At 72.5% G+C, this 16,134-nt stretch carries 13 protein-coding genes; 12 read left to right on the forward strand and 1 reads right to left on the reverse strand.

All coding sequences use genetic code 11. The annotated features are described in order from the left end of the window. The first annotated feature begins 722 nt into the window (after nt 1–722). Together E6P78_RS25140 and E6P78_RS25145 are read left to right on the forward strand one after the other, a co-directional pair. On the forward strand, nt 723–1,682 hold the full coding sequence (locus E6P78_RS25140) for a 5-dehydro-4-deoxyglucarate dehydratase (protein WP_136205915.1): 960 nt from the start codon (nt 723–725) through the stop codon (nt 1,680–1,682). Beyond that, entirely contained in the window at nt 1,679–2,854 is a 1,176-nt protein-coding gene (locus tag E6P78_RS25145) for a hypothetical protein (protein WP_136205916.1), read from the forward strand. The genes E6P78_RS25140 and E6P78_RS25145 overlap by 4 nt, the downstream gene beginning before the upstream one ends. On the opposite strand, the gene E6P78_RS25150 is transcribed toward E6P78_RS25145, so the two are convergent. After that, entirely contained in the window at nt 2,840–4,048 is a 1,209-nt protein-coding gene (locus tag E6P78_RS25150) for an MFS transporter (RefSeq protein WP_136205987.1), read from the reverse strand. The genes E6P78_RS25145 and E6P78_RS25150 overlap by 15 nt on opposite strands. A gap of 265 nt (nt 4,049–4,313) precedes the next feature. On the opposite strand from E6P78_RS25150, the gene E6P78_RS25155 reads away from it, so the two are divergent. The 10 genes from E6P78_RS25155 to E6P78_RS25200 all read left to right on the forward strand — a co-directional run bounded on the left by E6P78_RS25155 (nt 4,314) and on the right by E6P78_RS25200 (nt 16,134). Next, nucleotides 4,314–4,970, forward strand: coding sequence for a GntR family transcriptional regulator (locus E6P78_RS25155; RefSeq protein WP_136205917.1), 657 nt, complete (start codon nt 4,314–4,316; stop codon nt 4,968–4,970). Nucleotides 4,971–4,999: 29 nt separating this feature from the next. Then, a complete protein-coding gene (locus E6P78_RS25160) occupies nt 5,000–5,902 on the forward strand; it encodes a dihydrodipicolinate synthase family protein (RefSeq protein ID WP_136205918.1) in 903 nt (300 codons plus the stop codon). Further along, a complete protein-coding gene (gene araD / locus E6P78_RS25165; protein ID WP_136205919.1) occupies nt 5,899–7,632 on the forward strand; it encodes an L-arabinonate dehydratase in 1,734 nt (577 codons plus the stop codon). The genes E6P78_RS25160 and araD overlap by 4 nt, the downstream gene beginning before the upstream one ends. Nucleotides 7,633–7,770: 138 nt before the next feature. Continuing rightward, on the forward strand, nt 7,771–8,700 hold the full coding sequence (locus E6P78_RS25170) for a sugar ABC transporter permease (protein ID WP_136205920.1): 930 nt from the start codon (nt 7,771–7,773) through the stop codon (nt 8,698–8,700). After that, complete coding sequence (locus tag E6P78_RS25175; protein WP_136205921.1) at nt 8,697–9,614, forward strand: carbohydrate ABC transporter permease; 918 nt, start codon at nt 8,697–8,699, stop codon at nt 9,612–9,614. Before E6P78_RS25170 ends, E6P78_RS25175 begins: the two co-directional genes overlap by 4 nt. After that, nucleotides 9,611–10,798 carry a Gfo/Idh/MocA family oxidoreductase gene (locus E6P78_RS25180; protein WP_136205922.1) on the forward strand — a complete coding sequence of 396 codons (1,188 nt, stop codon included), beginning with the start codon at nt 9,611–9,613 and terminating at the stop codon, nt 10,796–10,798. The genes E6P78_RS25175 and E6P78_RS25180 overlap by 4 nt, the downstream gene beginning before the upstream one ends. Further along, nucleotides 10,795–11,622 carry a PmoA family protein gene (locus E6P78_RS25185; protein WP_136205923.1) on the forward strand — a complete coding sequence of 276 codons (828 nt, stop codon included), beginning with the start codon at nt 10,795–10,797 and terminating at the stop codon, nt 11,620–11,622. Before E6P78_RS25180 ends, E6P78_RS25185 begins: the two co-directional genes overlap by 4 nt. Beyond that, nucleotides 11,619–13,172, forward strand: coding sequence for a glycoside hydrolase 43 family protein (locus tag E6P78_RS25190; RefSeq protein WP_136205924.1), 1,554 nt, complete (start codon nt 11,619–11,621; stop codon nt 13,170–13,172). The genes E6P78_RS25185 and E6P78_RS25190 overlap by 4 nt, the downstream gene beginning before the upstream one ends. Before the next feature lie 80 nt (nt 13,173–13,252). Continuing rightward, nucleotides 13,253–14,587 carry a sugar ABC transporter substrate-binding protein gene (locus E6P78_RS25195; RefSeq protein WP_136205925.1) on the forward strand — a complete coding sequence of 445 codons (1,335 nt, stop codon included), beginning with the start codon at nt 13,253–13,255 and terminating at the stop codon, nt 14,585–14,587. A 212-nt stretch (nt 14,588–14,799) separates the two neighbouring features. Then, nucleotides 14,800–16,134 carry a pectate lyase gene (locus E6P78_RS25200; RefSeq protein ID WP_168712695.1) on the forward strand — a complete coding sequence of 445 codons (1,335 nt, stop codon included), beginning with the start codon at nt 14,800–14,802 and terminating at the stop codon, nt 16,132–16,134.

Genomic DNA, 16,134 nt, shown 5'->3' on the forward strand with positions numbered 1-16,134 from the left:
GGTGGGGGTGCGTCAAGGGGGGCGGGGGTGCGGGGTGCGCCTTTCCGGGGTGCGGGGGTTCGTCCTCAAGCGCCGGACGGGCGGGGCCCGGCCCTTGGGCGGGCGGCATCTTGGTTCTGCGCCCCGGTCCGGGGCGGGGGGTTCCGTCCTCAGGCGCCGGACGGGCTGGGTTTGTGCGGGTTGCCTCCGCGGGGTGCGGGTCGCCTCCACCTGGTGGGTGGGGGTGGGGGCCCTCCGGGCAGACTCCTCAAAAATGGCGTGTTCACCCGGGTGCGTGGGGGACCCGGGTCGTACGCCATTTTCTGCGGGGACTGCCCTGCACGCCCCCACCCGGCCGCCTTGCGTCTGCGGCCTTCGTGCCAACCGGTGTGCAGGCGCGCGACGGGTGGTTCGGGGGCGTGCAGGGGAGTCCCCGCAGGACGAGGAACGGATACCCGGGTGCCGCTGCGTACCCGCGGAACGTTCGTCGTCCGAGGAGACGCCCCGGAGGGCCCCCGGACCCCACCCACAAGGCCGGGGCGCGCCTTTGAGCCCGTCCGGCGATTGAGGACGGAACCCCGCGCCCCGGACCGGGGAGGCGCCGAGGGTGCCGCCCGCCCAAGGGCCCCGCCCCGCCCCGGACCGGGGCAACCGCCTTGACCGCGGTCACCGCCTGCTCTAGCGTGAACCGCGTTCATAGATGTGGACGTCAATCAGAGATGCGTACGCCTCAGGGAGCGCCCGTGAGCTCAGACCCGCTTGCCGCCCGGCTTACCGCCGTCGCCGGGCCGCTGTTCTTTCCCGTCACCGCCTACCGCGCGGACGGTTCCGTCGACGTGGACGTCTTCCGCGCGCATGTCCGCCGGGGCATCGACGCAGGCGCGGCGGCGGTGTTCGCTTGCTGCGGGACGGGGGAGTTCCACGCGCTGACGCCGGAGGAGTTCCGGCTCGTCGTCGCCGCCGCGGTGGAGGAGACCGCGGGGCAGGTGCCTGTTGTGGCGGGAGCCGGATACGGGACCGCGTTGGCGATCCGGTTCGCGGAGCTGGCAGAGGACGCCGGCGCGGACGGGCTGCTGGCGATGCCGCCGTACCTGGTGCAGGCGGACCAGGCGGGGCTGCTGGCGCACTACACGGCGCTGGCCGGGGCCACCGGGATCGAGACGATCGTGTACCAGCGCGACAACGCCGTCTTCACGCCCGAGACCGTTCTCGCCCTGGCGCGGACGCCGGGGATCATCGGGCTCAAGGACGGCTACGGCGACCTGGACCTGATGCAGCGCATCGTCAGCGCGGTCCGGACCGGGCTGCCGGGGCAGGACTTCCTGTACTTCAACGGGCTGCCCACCGCGGAACTCACCGGTCTCGCCTACCGCGGCATCGGCGTCACGCTCTATTCGTCCGCCGTCTTCGCCTTCGCCCCGGACATCGCCCTCGCCTTCTACCGGGCCCTGGAGTCCGGCGACGACGGGCTGGTCAACGCGCTGCTCGACAGGTTCTACCGGCCGCTCGTCGAGCTGCGGGACCAGGGGCGCGGCTACGCCGTATCGCTGGTCAAGGCGGCCGTCCGGCTCCAGGGGCTGGACGTCGGGGAGGTGCGCAGCCCGCTCACCGAGCCGCCGGCCGCGCACATCGAGGAGCTGACGGAGATCATCGCGAGCGGCCGCGCGCTGCTGGAGCGGCACGGGGCCGGGGGGCGCGGGTGAAGACCTCCGTCTTTCTCTATCCGTGGGACGTCGTGGGGGACCCCGACGCCCCCGCCCGCATCGCGGACCTCGGCGTCCAGCAGGTGACGCTCGCCGCCGCCTACCACTCGACCCGGGCGCTGACCCCGCGCCACCCCGGCCGCCGCATCGTCACGGCCGAGCACGCGGCGGTGCTCTACCCGCCGGACGCCGAGCGGTGGGCGGGGCGTGCGCTGCGCCCGTACGAACAGGGGTGGGTCGCCTCGGACGACCCCTTCGCCGAGGCCGCGGACGCGCTGGCCGGGGCCGGTCTGGAGGTGCACAGCTGGGTGGTGCTCGCGCACAACTCCCGGCTGGGCGCGGAGCATCCGCGGACCTCGGTGGTCAACGCCTACGGGGACCGCTACCCGTGGGCGCCCTGCATCGCGCAGCCGGAGGTCCGTGCGTATCTGGTGGACCTGGCGGCGGAGGCGGCGGTGCGTGAGGGGGCGCGGGGCACCGAGCTGGAGTCCTGCGGCTGGTACGGCTTCGCCCATCTGCACGCCCACGACAAGGTGGGGGGTGTCGGGCTCGGGGACGTGGCGCGGTATCTGATGTCGCTGTGCTTCTGTGCTGTCTGCCGGGCCGGTTATGCGGGGCAGGGGCTGGATGCCGGGGAGCTCGGCGCGGCCGTGCGGGGCGTGTTGGAGCCGGTCTGGGCCGGGGGCGGGGCGGCGGACGCCGGGTGGGAGGCGGTCGGGAAGCTGCTCGGTGCGGATCTCGCGGCGGCCACCCTGCGGTGGCGGTCCGAGGTGGCCCGTGGGCTCCAGGAGGCGGTGGCCCGCGCGGTGCGGGAAGCCGCCGCGCCCGGGTTCCAGGTGCTGCTGCACGCCGACCCGGCGCCGTACCGGTGCGGGGCGAACGTGGGCGTCGAACCCGGGCACATCCTGTCCGTGGCGGACGGGGTGGTGCTGCCCTGCACCGGTACCGACGCGGTACGGGAGGCCGTGCTCGGGCCGTTCGCCGGTGCGGAGGGGGTCGTCGCGGCCAACCTCACCGTGGTGCGGGGGATGGGCGGCAGCCCGGACACGCTGGAGCGGGACGCCGCCCACGCCGCCTCGCTCGGGGCGAACCAACTGCGGCTGTACCACGCGGGGCTGGCCCCGGACCCGGATCTGGAAGCCGTCGCCGGGGCGCTCTCACGCCTCGGCTGACACGCGCGGGCCGGCGGGGGCCAGTGGTTCCCGCCGGCCCGTGAGCAGGAGCGCCGCCGTCAGCAGGGCCGCCGCGCCCACCAGCGGCAGCAGCACCGCGACGTCCACCCGTGCCACCAGCACCGCGCCGAGCCCCAGCGCCACCGCGTTCGGCGACATCATCAGCGTGTCCGCGCTCGCGGCCGTGCGGCCCAGCACCGCGTCCGGCGTCTCGCGCTGCACCGCCGTCAGCGCGGCGATCAGCACGCACGGCAGGCCGGCTCCGATCAGGGCGCAGGCGGTCAGCGCCACCGCGTCGTTCGGGACGGCCCGCAGGCCCACCGCCACCCCGAACACGGCGATGCCCGCAGCCGGGAACACCCGCTCCGGCAGCCGTCGCATCAGCGGGCCCGCCAGCAGCCCGATCGTGATGGACCCGATGCCCTGCGCGACGGAGAGCACGCCCGCGAAGGCGGGGGAGTGGCCGAGCGTGCCGTCCACGACGGCGTACAGCGTCGCCCCGTTGAGCCCCGCGCACAGCATCGTGACCGAGGCGGCGAGGACGAGGGGGCGCAGCACCGGCGAGTCCCACAGCCGGCGCGGTCCGGTGGTCCAGCCGCCCGCGCTGCGGGGTGCGGGGGCCGACCGCAGTACCCGCAGCAGGCCGTAGAGGCCGGCGGCCAGGGTGAAGGAGACCGCGTCCAGCAGGGCCACCGCGCCGCCACCGAAGCGGGCGTACAGGGCGGCGCCGGTCAGCGGGGCCACCAGCTTCATGCCCTCGTTGGCCGTCATCCGCAAGCCGTTGAAGTCCCCGAGAAGGGTGGGGGCGACGGTCCCCGCGACCAGGGCCGATTCGGCGGAGTCCATCAGGACCGAGCCGCATCCGTACACCAGCAGGACCGCGAACAGTAGCCAGACCCGGGCGGCCGAGTCCACCGCCGTCAGGGTGGTCAGGAGGGCGGCCATGGTGATGTTGGTGCCCACGAGGAGCGGCTTGCGCGGGAGGCGGTCGGCCAGGGCGCCGAGCAGCGGGCCGAACAGGACCGGCAGCCAGACGGCGAACAGGGCGAGCGCGGCCAGACTGTCCGAGCCGGTCAGCGACTTGACCCAGATCCCGGCGGCCAGGGTCATCGCAGAGCTGCCGAATCCGGACACGACGACCGCCGCGAGGAACAGCCCCGCCGTTCTGTCCCTCAGTACCCGCCCCGCCGCCATCGCGCCCACCCGACCTTCCTGACCTGCACGTCCGTTACGCAGTCAGGCTGGCGACCCAGGCCCCCGCCGGGCATCGGGCAGATGCCGTACGCCGGTGAACTCGCGGGCGGGGGAACGCGATCCGTGTACGGCACATGTCCTGGTTCCGCGAAGTTCTTTCGTCAGAAGCGTTGACGAAACATTCGCGGCGCCTCTAGCTTCATCGCGTCGTACTTCGTACGTCATATATGAGACGCGATACGCGAGATGTGAGAGCCCTTCACCCATGACCTTTGCGCCCACCCCGATTCCGTCCCGCACCCAGTACGTGCTGGAGGCGATCAAGCACGCGATCCTCACGGCGCAACTGAGGCCCGGGCAGGCGCTCGTGGAGACCGAGCTCGCCGCACAGTTCGGGGTCTCCAAGACCCCCGTCCGTGAGGCGCTCAAGACGCTCGCCGGTACCGGGCTCGTCGTCATGAGCCAGTACAAGGGCGCCACCGTGCGGCTGGTCGACGCGGCCATGGCGCGGGAGGTGTACGACGTACGGCTGCTGCTCGAACCCGAGGCGCTGCGCCGCTCCATCACCCGCAAGGCGTCGCTCGACGCGGCGCAGGAGGCCCTGGAGCGGGCGGACTCGGCGGGCGACAAGGCCGACCGGTCGCTCGCCAACCGGGACTTCCACCGGGCGCTCTATCTGCCCTGCGGCAACCCGCTGCTGGCGCGGATGCTGGACGAGGTCCGCGACCAGGCCGCGCTCGTGTCGACGGTCGCCTGGTCGGCCATCCCCTCCTGGGAGCGGGAGGCGGCCGAGCACCGGGAGATCCTGCGGCTCGCGCTCGCCGACGACCCGGACGCGGCGGCCGGGGCCCTGCACGACCACATCGCGTCGTTCGTCCGCCGCGCCTTCCCCGACGACGAAGACGGGGGCGGCACGGCGTGAACCCGCACACCGACGAAAGGCCTGTCCGCATGGACCTCACACCGCTGAAGGCGGCCCTCGCAGACGTCGTGGCGATCCCGGTGACCCCGTTCGCCGGGGACGGGACCATCGACACGGCGGCGCACCGCGCCCTGCTGCGGAGACTGCTCGACGGCGGCGTGCGCATCGTCACCCCGAACGGCAACACCGGGGAGTTCTACGCGCTCACCCCCGAGGAGCGGCGCAGCGTCACCGAGCTGACCATCGAGGAGGCCGGCGGCCGGGCCACGGTCCTGGTCGGCGTCGGGCACGACGTGCCGACCGCCGTCGCCGCCGCCGAGCACGCCCGGGACGCGGGCGCCGAGATGGTGATGGTGCACCAGCCGGTCCACCCGTACGTCTCGCAGGACGGCTGGATCGACTACCACCGGGCCATCGCCGGGGCCGTCCCCGGAATCGGCGTCGTCCCCTACATCCGCAACCCGCACCTCGACGGCGCCTGCCTCGCGGCCCTCGCCGACAGCTGCCCCAACGTCATCGGCGTCAAGTACGCCGTCCCGGACGCCGCCCGCTTCGCCGCGTTCGCCCGGGACGCGGGCCTGGAGCGGTTCGTCTGGGTCGCCGGACTCGCCGAGCTGTACGCCCCGTCCTACTTCTCCGCCGGCGCCACCGGATTCACCTCCGGGCTCGTCAACGTCGCCCCCGGCGTCTCGCTGGCCATGCTGGAGGCGCTGCGGGCCGGCGACCACCCGGCCGCCATGAAGATCTGGGAGCAGATCCGCCGCTTCGAGGAGCTGCGCGCCGACCGGCAGTCCGCCAACAACGTCACCGTCGTCAAGGAGGCCCTGGCCGCCCTCGGACTGTGCGGCCGCGCGGTGCGCCCGCCCAGCCGGGAGCTGCCCGAGGCGCAGCGCGCCGAGGTGGCCGACCAGATCGCCGGGTGGTCCATATGACCGCCGCCCGCCGCATCGCCCCCGAGGAGCTGCGCAGCCACCAGTGGTACGGCACCGACGGGCTGCGCTCCTTCAGCCACCGCGCCCGCACCCGCCAGCTCGGCTACCTCCCCGAGGAGCACCTCGGCAAGCCGGTCATCGCGATCCTCAACACCTGGTCGGACATCAACCCCTGCCACGTCCACCTGCGCGACCGGGCGCAGGCCGTCAAGCGCGGGGTCTGGCAGGCGGGCGGCTTCCCGCTCGAATTCCCGGTCTCCACGCTCTCGGAGACGTTCCAGAAGCCGACCCCGATGCTCTACCGCAACATGCTGGCGATGGAGACCGAGGAGCTGCTGCGCTCCTACCCGGTCGACGGCGCGGTGCTGCTCGGCGGCTGCGACAAGTCGATGCCCGCGCTGCTGATGGGCGCGGCCTCCGTCGACCTGCCGGCCGTCTTCGTACCGGCCGGGCCGATGCTGCCGGGGCACTGGCGCAACGAAGTCCTCGGCTCCGGCACCGACATGTGGAAGTACTGGGACGACAAGCGCGCCGGGCTCATCGGCGACTGCGAGATGGGCGAACTGGAGAACGGCCTCGCCCGCTCGCCCGGCCACTGCATGACCATGGGCACGGCGTCCACCCTCACCGCCGCCGCCGAAGCCCTCGGCGTCACCGTCCCCGGCGCCTCCTCCATCCCGGCCGTCGACTCCGGCCACGACCGGATGGCCGCCGCGTCCGGGCTCCGCATCGTCGAACTGGTGTGGCAGCAGCGGAAGCTGTCGGAGATCCTCACGGCGGAGGCGTACGAGGACGCCGTCGCCACCGTCCTCGCGCTCGGCGGCTCCACCAACGCCGTCATCCACCTGATCGCGATGGCCGGCCGCTCCGGGATCAAGCTCACCCTGGACGACTTCGACCGCATCGCCCGTACCGTCCCGGTGCTCGCCAACCTCCGCCCCGGCGGGAAGTACCTCATGGAGGACTTCCACTTCGCCGGCGGGCTGCCCGGCTTCCTGACCCGGCTCACCGACGTCCTGCACCTGGACCGGCCCACCGTCGCCCACGACACCCTGCGCGCCCAGCTCGACGGCGCGCTCGTCCACAACGACGACGTCATCCGGGAACGCGACAACCCCCTGGCCGAGGAGGGCGGCGTGGCGGTGCTGCGCGGCAACCTCTGCCCGGACGGCGCGGTCATCAAGCACATCGCCGCCGAACCGCACCTGCTGCGCCACACCGGACCCGCGGTCGTCTTCGACGACTACAAGGAGATGCAGCGCACCATCAACGACCCGGCGCGGGCCCTGACCCCCGACCATGTGCTGGTGCTCCGCAACGCCGGACCCAAGGGCGGCCCGGGCATGCCCGAGTACGGCATGCTGCCGATCCCCGACTACCTGCTGAAGCAGGGCGTACGGGACATGGTGCGGCTCTCCGACGCCCGGATGAGCGGCACCAGCTACGGCGCCTGCGTGCTGCACATCGCGCCCGAGTCCTACGTCGGCGGGCCCCTCGCCCTCGTACGCACCGGTGACCTCGTCACCCTGGACGTCGAGGCGCGGCAGCTGAACCTCGACGTGTGCGACGAGGAGCTGGCGCGGCGCCGGGCCGAGTGGACCGCGCCGCCCCTCCGGTACGAGCGCGGCTACGGCGCGCTCTACCAGGACCAGATCACCCAGGCCGACACCGGCTGCGACTTCGCCTTCCTGGCCCGGCCGGGGGAAGTGCCCGACCCGTACGCCGGCTGAACGGCCCACCGGAATTCCGGCGCCCGCCTTGTTCGGCATACCGAACACCATGCGGCAAGCGCTTGCTCACTCCACGCACCGCCCCGCACCACACCCGTGCCACCCCGCACCCCCGTACAGAGAGAACGGAGACGTGTCATGGCCCAAGCCTCCGCCGCGGCCACACCGCCCAAGGTGCCCCGGCGCCGCTCCGCGAGCCCCCGCCGGCTGCCGTATCTGCTGATCGCCCCCGCAGGGCTGCTGATGCTCGGCTTCATCGCCTACCCGGTGGTCAGCGTCTTCTACTACAGCCTGCAGAACTACAACGTCACCAAACCCTGGCGGAACGGCTTCGCGGGCCTCGACAACTTCACCCGGATCTTCACCGAGGACGACCAGTTCTGGACGACGCTCGGCTTCAGCGCCCAGTGGGTCGTCGTACAGGTCGCCCTCCAGCTCACCCTCGGGCTCGCACTGGCCCTCATCGTCAACCAGTCGTTCGTCGGCCGCGGCATCTCCCGCGCCATGGTCTTCTCGCCGTGGGCCGTCTCCGGCGTGCTGACCAGCACCATCTGGATTCTGCTCTACAACTCCTCGACCGGCTTCAGCCGCTACCTCGCGGACGCCGGGATCGGCGACTACGGCACCTCCGTGCTCTCCGACACCGGCACGGTCTTCTGGGCCGCGACCGTCGCCGAACTCTGGCGCGGCGTCCCCTTCTTCGCCATCCTCATCCTCGCCGACCTCCAGTCCGTCTCCAAGGAGCTGTACGAGGCGGCCTCCGTCGACGGCGCCGGACGGATGCGGCAGTTCTTCCACATCACCCTGCCCCACCTGCGCGACGCGATCATCCTGTCCACGCTGCTGCGCGGCGTCTGGGAGTTCAACAACGTCGACCTCCTCTACACGCTCACCGGCGGCGGACCGGCCGGCGAGACCACCACCCTGCCGCTCTACGTCGCCAACACCGGCATCGAGGGCCACGACTTCGGCTACGCCTCGGCGCTCACCACCGTCGCCTTCGTGATCCTCCTCTTCTGCTCGATCGTCTATCTGCGCCTGAGCAAGTTCGGAGGCGACCACAAGTGACTGCCGCCCTCGCCGAGAAGAACGGCATCCACTCCGCACGGCCGGCCGCCCCCGCCGGCCCGCCGCCGGCCACACCCCGCCGCAGGCCCGGCCGCGAGCGCGCCTTCGACGAGGTGCCGCGCTGGCAGATCTACGTACCGCTCGGCGTCTACCTGGTCTTCACGCTCGTCCCGTTCTACTGGATGTTCCTTTTCGCCGTCCGGCCCGCCGGCTCCACCTCGCTGGTGCCGTGGCCGATGACCGGGGAGCACTTCTCCAAGGTCTGGAACGAGCGCAGCTTCGCCGTCTTCTTCCAGAACAGCATGATCGTCGGGGTCTGCACCCTGATCAGCACGACCCTCGTCGCGCTGGCCGGCGGCTACGCGCTCGCCCGCTTCGACTTCAAGATCAAGAACGGCTTCATGCTGGCGCTGCTGTGCTCGCAGTTCATCCCGGGCGCCCTGATGCTCGTACCGCTCTTCGAGATCTTCAAGAACCTCCAGTTGATCAACTCCCTGGGGAGCGTGGTCATCGCCGAGACGGTCTTCCAACTGCCGCTCTCCATCATCCTGATCAGCGGATTCATCAAGAACGTGCCCCCTTCGCTGGAGGAGGCCGCCTGGGTGGACGGCTGCTCGCGCTTCCGGGCCTTCTGCGCGGTCGTGCTGCCGCTGCTGCGGCCCGGCCTCATCGCCGTCGGCTCCTTCGCCTTCGTGCACAGCTGGAACCACTTCCTGTTCGCGCTGATGTTCCTCAGCGAGCAGGACAAGCAGACGATTCCGGTCGGCCTGAACACCCTCATCGGCGCGGACAGCGTCGACCTGGGCGCGCTCGCCGCGGGCGGGGTGATCGCCGCCGTCCCCGTGGTGATCGTCTTCGCCTTCATCCAGAAGTGGCTGATCACCGGCTTCAGCGCGGGCGCGGTGAAGGGATGACGGACATGCCCTCGCCGCCCGCCACCCCCGTCCCGATCGTCCTCGCCGGCGCCCGAGGACACGGCCGATGGCACCTCGCCAACATCCGCCGCCTCCAGGACCAGGGCCTGGTCCGGCTCGCCGGCGTCTGCGAACTCGCCCCGCTCGACGCCGCCGAACTCGAAGCCTTCGCCGGCGAACCCCCCGAGCAGTCACCCGACTTCGGCGCCCTCCTGGACTCCACCGGGGCCCGCGCCGCCGTCATCTGCACCCCCATCCAGACCCACACCGCCCTCGCCCTCACCGCCGCCGGACGCGGCGTCCACCTCCTCCTGGAGAAGCCGCCCGCCGCGACCCGCGCCGACTTCGACCGCATCCTGGCCGGGGTACGCGGCGCCGGCATCGCCTGCCAGGTCGGCTTCCAGTCCTTCGGCTCGCACGCCGTGCCCGCCATCCGCGAACTCGTGCGCACCGGAGCCATCGGCACAGTCCGGGGCTACGGGGCCGCGGGCGCCTGGGTCCGCGACGACGCCTACTACCGGCGGGCCCCCTGGGCCGGGCGGCGCAGGCTCGGGGACACCGACGTGGTCGACGGCGTCCTGACCAACCCGCTCGCCCACGCCGTCGCCACCGCACTCGAACTCGCCGGCACCACCACCGCGCAGGACGTCGCCTCCATCGAAACGGAACTCTTCCGCGCCCACGACATCGAGGCCGACGACACCTCCTGCGTACGCGTCACCCCCACCTCCGGGCCGCCCGTCACCGCCGCCGTCACCCTCTGCGCGGAACAGGCCGGGGAGCCCTATGTGATCGTCCACGGCGACCGCGGCCGCATCACCTTCTGGTACAAGCAGGACCGCGTCCTCGTCCAGCGCGCCGGGCACGGCCCCGTGGAGACGGTGCACGGGCGGACCGACCTCCTGGAGAACCTGGTCGACCACCTGGTGCGGGAGGCGCCGCTCCTCGTACCGCCGGAGCGCACCGGCGCGTTCATGGAGGTCGTCGAGGCCGTCCGTACCGCCCCCGAACCCCGCCCCCTGCCGTCCGACGCCTGGCGCACCGCCCCCGTGCCCGGCTCCGGCACCACCCGCCGGGTGGTGCGCGGCATCGACGCCCTGGTCGCCTCCGGCGCCGAAACCCTCGCGCTCTTCTCCGAACTCGGCGCCCCCTGGGCGCTCCCCACCGAGGTGAGTTCCCCGTGACGACCACCGCACTGCTCAGCTGCGCCGGCCGCCCGGTCGGCCGCTACACCTACCTCCCCGACGCCGGGGGCCGCCCCTACCTCCACCCGGTCACCACCCTCGCCCGCACCCCCGTCACCGAGGAGCGCCCGGCCGACCACCTCCACCACCTGGGCACCTCCGTCGCCGTCCCCGACGTCTCCGGGCACAACTTCTGGGGCGGCCGCACCTTCGTCCGGGACCAGGGGCCCACCGCGCTCGACAACCACGGCGTGCAGCGCCACCTCGGCTGGAAGCTGTGCGACCCGGACGGATTCGTCCAGGAGCTCAGCTGGGAGGCCGACGGCGGCGAACTGCTGCGCGAACACCGCACGGTGGCCGCCGCCGCGCTCTCGGAGACCGCCTGGGCGCTGGACTTCTCCTTCGCGCTCACCAACCCCGGCCCCGCGGACCTGTCGATCGGCAGCCCCGCCACCAACGGCCGCCCCGGCGCCGGCTACGGCGGCTTCTTCTGGCGCGCCCCCAAGGAGGCCGCCGCGCCCGCCGTGTTCAGCGCCTCGGCGGACGGCGAGGAGGCGGTGCACGGCCGGGCCGCCGACTGGGTCGCGATGTGCGGCGACGGCTGGAGCCTGGTCTTCGCCGGGGCGACCGAGGAGACCCGCCGCGACCCGTGGTTCGTGCGGACCACCGAGTACCCGGGCGTCGGCTCGTCCCTCGCCGCCGCCGAACGGCTCCCGGTCCCCGCGGGCGCCACCGTCGTACGCCGGATCGTCACCGTCGTCGCCGACGGCCGCCTCGACCGGGCCGGCGCCGCCGCCCTCGTCCGCCGGGCGGTGACCGCGTGAGCGCCCCCGCCGAGCGCCCCTGGACCGCCGACGTCGGCGACGGCACCTACCGCAACCCCGTGCTCAACGCCGACTGGTCCGACCCCGACGTCGTGCGCGTCGACGACGACTTCTACCTCACCGCCTCCAGCTTCGGCCGCGCCCCCGGCCTCCCGCTGCTCCACTCGCGCGACCTCGTCAACTGGACCCTGATCGGGCACGCCCTGGACCGCCTGGAGCCGGCCGCCGACTTCGCCGTGCCCCGCCACGACTGCGGGGTGTGGGCGCCGTCCCTGCGCCACCACGCCGGACGGTTCTGGATCTTCTGGGGCGACCCCGACCACGGCGTCCAGCAGATCAGCGCCGAGGACATCCGGGGCCCGTGGACCGCGCCCCACCTGCTCAAGGCCGGCGAGGGGCTGATCGACCCCTGCCCGCTGTGGGACGAGGAGACCGGCGAGGCCTACCTCGTGCACGCCTGGGCCAAGTCCCGCTCCGGCGTCAAGAACCGGCTCACCGGCCACCGGATGAGCCCCGACGGGCGGGAACTGCTCGACGAGGGCAAGACCCTGATCGACGCCGACTCGCTCCCCGGCTGGTTCACCCTGGAGGGCCCCAAGCTCCACCGGCGCGACGGCGAGTTCTGGATTCTCGCCCCGGCGGGCGGGGTGACGACGGGCTGGCAGGGCGCCTTCCGCTCCCGCGACTTCTTCGGACCGTACGAGGAACGCGTCGTCCTCGCCCAGGGCCGCACCGACGTCAACGGCCCGCACCAGGGCGCCTGGGTCACGACCCCGGCCGGTGAGGACTGGTTCCTGCACTTCCAGGAGCGCGGGGCCTACGGGCGCGTGGTCCACCTCCAGCCGATGCGCTGGGACACCGCCGACGGCGGCTGGCCGGTCATCGGCGACGCGGGTGAACCCGTCGCCACCCACCCCAAGCCCGCTCTGCCCGTCCAGCCCGTCGAGGCCCCGGCCTGCGACGACAGCTTCCCGGGCGGCCGGTACGGCAGACAGTGGCAGTGGACCGCCAACCCGCGCCCCGGCTGGACGGTCGAGCACGCGGGGGACGGGCTGCGGCTCAGTTGTGTGAGGACGGCTCACGCGCACGACCTGCGGGCGCTGCCCCACGTACTGGTCCAGCGGCTGCCCGCCGAGACGTTCACCGCCGAGGTCGGACTCGCCCTGGACAGCGAGGCCGCCGGGGCGAAGGCGGGGCTGGCGGTGCTCGGGGACGCGTTCGGCTGGATCGGGCTGGAGCGGGCGGCGGAGGGCGGGGTGCGGCTCGTGCACCGGTTCGCCGAGCCGTCCGCCACCGCCGAGCGCGAGGCCGCACCCGGCAGGCCGGTCCCCGGCGCCACGGTCCGGCTGCGGATCGAGGTCGCCCCGGGCGCCCGCTGCCGGTTCCTCGCCGACACCGGGGACGGGGCCGGGTTCCGGCCCTCCGGCCAGGTCTTCGCCGCCACCCCGTGGCGCTGGGTCGGCGCCCTGCTCGGGCTGTTCGCCACCGCACCGCCCGGCACGGGCCCGGCCGGGACCGCCCGCTTCACCCGCTTCCACGTCACCGCGTAACCGGACCGGCCGGGACCACCGGCCACCGAACCCCCCACTCATGCGTACGAACCGAGAGAACCGAGAGAGAAGAGCCGATCATGAACATCTCGAAGACGCAGCGGGGGCGTGCCACGGCCGCCGTCTCCCTCGCGGCGGTGCTCGCCCTGACCGCGACCGCGTGCGGTGACGACGGCAGCGACACCGGCAACGAGGGCAGCGGCAAGGGCGAGATCACCTTCTGGGACAACAACGGCGGCCCGCGCACCGCCGTCTGGACCGAGATCATCAAGGACTTCGAGAAGAAGTACCCGGACATCAAGGTCAAGTACGTGCCGATCCCGATCTCCGACGTGCAGTCCAAGTACGACACGGCCATCGCGGGCGGCGGTCTGCCCGACATCGGCGGCGTCGGCACCGCCTACCTCGCCAACATGGTGTCGCAGGAGGCCCTGGAGCCGCTGGGCGACCGGATCAAGGACTCGTCGCTCAACGGCAAGCTCGTCGAGGGCATGGTCGAGAGCGTCAAGGACGCGGCGGGGCGCGGCGACGACATGTACACCGTGCCGACCTCCGCGAACAACGGCGCCCTCTGGTACCGCACCGACCTGTTCGAGGCGGCCGGCCTCGACGCGCCCACCACCTGGGCCAAGTTCTACGAGGCGGCCGAGAAGCTCACCGACGCCAAGCACAACAAGTTCGGCTACACCATCCGCGGCGGCGCCGGCTCCATCGCCCAGGCCATCGACGCGGCCTACGGGCAGTCGGGCATCACGGAGTTCTGGAACGGCGACAGAACGACCCTCAACGACGCGAAGAACGTGGCGGCGCTGGAGAAGTACGTCGCGCTCTACAAGAAGACGACGCCGTCCGCCGACGTCAACAACGACTTCACCAAGATGGTCGCCCAGTTCGACACCGGCACCATCGGCATGCTCAGCCACAACCTCGGCTCCTACCAGGACCACCTGAAGGCCCTCGGCAAGGACAAGTTCGCCGGCGTCCCCAACCCGGTCGGCGACAGCGGCACCCGTGTCCAGGTCTCCAACCCCGTCGACGGCCTCGGCCTGTTCCGGTCGAGCAAGAACAAGACGGCCGCCTGGAAGTTCATCGAGTTCGCCGCCTCGCACGAGGCCAACAGCAAGTGGAACGAGTCCGCCGGCGCCATCCCGGCCAACACCGACGCCGCCAAGGACCCGTGGATCAGCGCGGCGGCGCCGACCGAGCTGGCGGCCAAGGCCCTCACCGACGGCTCCACCAAGATCGTGCAGCTGCCGTACTACCTGCCCGACTGGAACAACATCAGCAAGGCCGACAACGAGCCGGAGTTCCAGAAGCTGCTGCTCGGCAAGACCACGGCCAAGGACTTCCTGGACAAGATGGCCGACGAGCTGAACAGGGCCCAGAAGGAGTGGAAGGAGATCGGCAACGGCTGACCCGGCCTCCGCACCGGGCCGCCCCGTCCGTGACGCGGGGCCGGCGGCGGGACGCCCCGTACGAACGGCCCCGCCGCCGCCCTCGCCGCCCTGCGCCAGACGCTCCGCGCCCGGCCCCCGCCGCACCTGGCCACCCCCGCCGCACCCGAGCGGCCCCGCTTTTTTTCCCGCAGGTCCCGCACGAGAACCGAGGAGTTGTCATGTCCACACGCATTCCCGCCCGCAGAACGCACGCCCGTGCCATCGCCGTCGCGATGGGCTGCGCGTCGCTGGCCCTCGCCCTGAGCGTCCCCGCCCAGGCATCCGTCCCGCACCCCGGCACCAAGGGCATCGAGCGCGCCGTCCTCGCCAAGGGCGACGGCTGGGCCTCCGCCGAGGGCTCCACCACCGGTGGCGCCGCCGCCACCCCCGACCACGTCTACACGGTGCGCAACCGCGCCGAACTCATCGCGGCCTTCAAGGACGCGGGCGACGCCCCGAAGATCGTCAGGATCGACGGCACCATCCACGGCAACGCCGACGCCGAGGGCAACCCGATCGACTGCGAGGCGTACCAGACCGACGGCTACACGCTGGACAAGTACCTCGCCGCCTACGACCCCGGCACCTGGGGCCGCGAGGAGGTCCCCTCCGGCCCGCTGGAGGACGCCCGGCTCGCCTCCGCCAAGCTCCAGAAGGCCGCCGTCAACGTCCACGTGCCGTCCAACACCACGCTCATCGGCGTCGGCAGGGACGCCACGGTCATCGGCGCCTCCATCCAGATCCAGAACGTCTCCAACGTCATCGTCCGCAACATCGGCTTCGAGGACACCTACGACTGCTTCCCGCAGTGGGACCCGACCGACGGCGACACCGGCCACTGGAACTCCGAGTACGACAACCTCGTCGTCTACGGCTCCGACCACGTCTGGGTCGACCACAACACCTTCAGCGACGGCGACCGCCCCGACGCCGACCAGCCCCGCTACTTCAACGAGCTCTACCAGCAGCACGACGGGCTCTTCGACATCGTCAAGGGCGCCGACCTGGTCACCGCCTCCTGGAACGTCCTCAAGGACCACGACAAGACGATGCTCCTCGGCAACAGCGACGGAGCCGGGGCCACCGACCGGGGCAAGCTCCGCGTCACCCTGCACCACAACCTCTTCAAGGACGTCAACGAGCGCGCGCCCCGCGTCCGCTTCGGCCAGGTCGACTCGTACAACAACTACTTCGTCGCCACCCGGGGCAGCGTCTACGGCTACTCCTACGGGGTCGGCGCCGAGTCGCACCTCGTCGCCGAGCACAACGCGTTCTCGCTGAGCGGCGAGTTCGACAAGGCCAAGATCATCAAGAAGTGGTCCGAGTCCTCGCTCACGGCCGGCGACAACTACGTCAACGGCCGCCGGACCGACCTGATCGCCGTCCACAACGCGGGCGTCCCCGGCGAGCACCTCACCTCGGGTGCCGGCTGGACCCCGACCCTGCGCAACCGGGTCGACCACCCGCTGCTCGTCCCGCTCGTCGTGGGCCTCGGAGCGGGTACGGGCCGGCTGCCCGGCGCCTGA

The organism is Streptomyces sp. A0958 (genome assembly GCF_004795035.1).
GTDB lineage: Bacteria > Actinomycetota > Actinomycetes > Streptomycetales > Streptomycetaceae > Streptomyces.

Bases quoted from the DNA above. Each gene is read 5' to 3' on its own strand.
- E6P78_RS25180 (WP_136205922.1), top strand. From the start codon at position 9,611: ATGACGGACATGCCCTCGCCGCCCGCCACCCCCGTCCCGATCGTCCTC.
- E6P78_RS25150 (WP_136205987.1), bottom strand. From the start codon at position 4,048: ATGGCGGCGGGGCGGGTACTGAGGGACAGAACGGCGGGGCTGTTCCTC.
- araD (WP_136205919.1), top strand. From the start codon at position 5,899: ATGACCGCCGCCCGCCGCATCGCCCCCGAGGAGCTGCGCAGCCACCAG.
- E6P78_RS25160 (WP_136205918.1), top strand. From the start codon at position 5,000: ATGGACCTCACACCGCTGAAGGCGGCCCTCGCAGACGTCGTGGCGATC.
- E6P78_RS25155 (WP_136205917.1), top strand. From the start codon at position 4,314: ATGACCTTTGCGCCCACCCCGATTCCGTCCCGCACCCAGTACGTGCTG.
- E6P78_RS25170 (WP_136205920.1), top strand. From the start codon at position 7,771: ATGGCCCAAGCCTCCGCCGCGGCCACACCGCCCAAGGTGCCCCGGCGC.
- E6P78_RS25195 (WP_136205925.1), top strand. From the start codon at position 13,253: ATGAACATCTCGAAGACGCAGCGGGGGCGTGCCACGGCCGCCGTCTCC.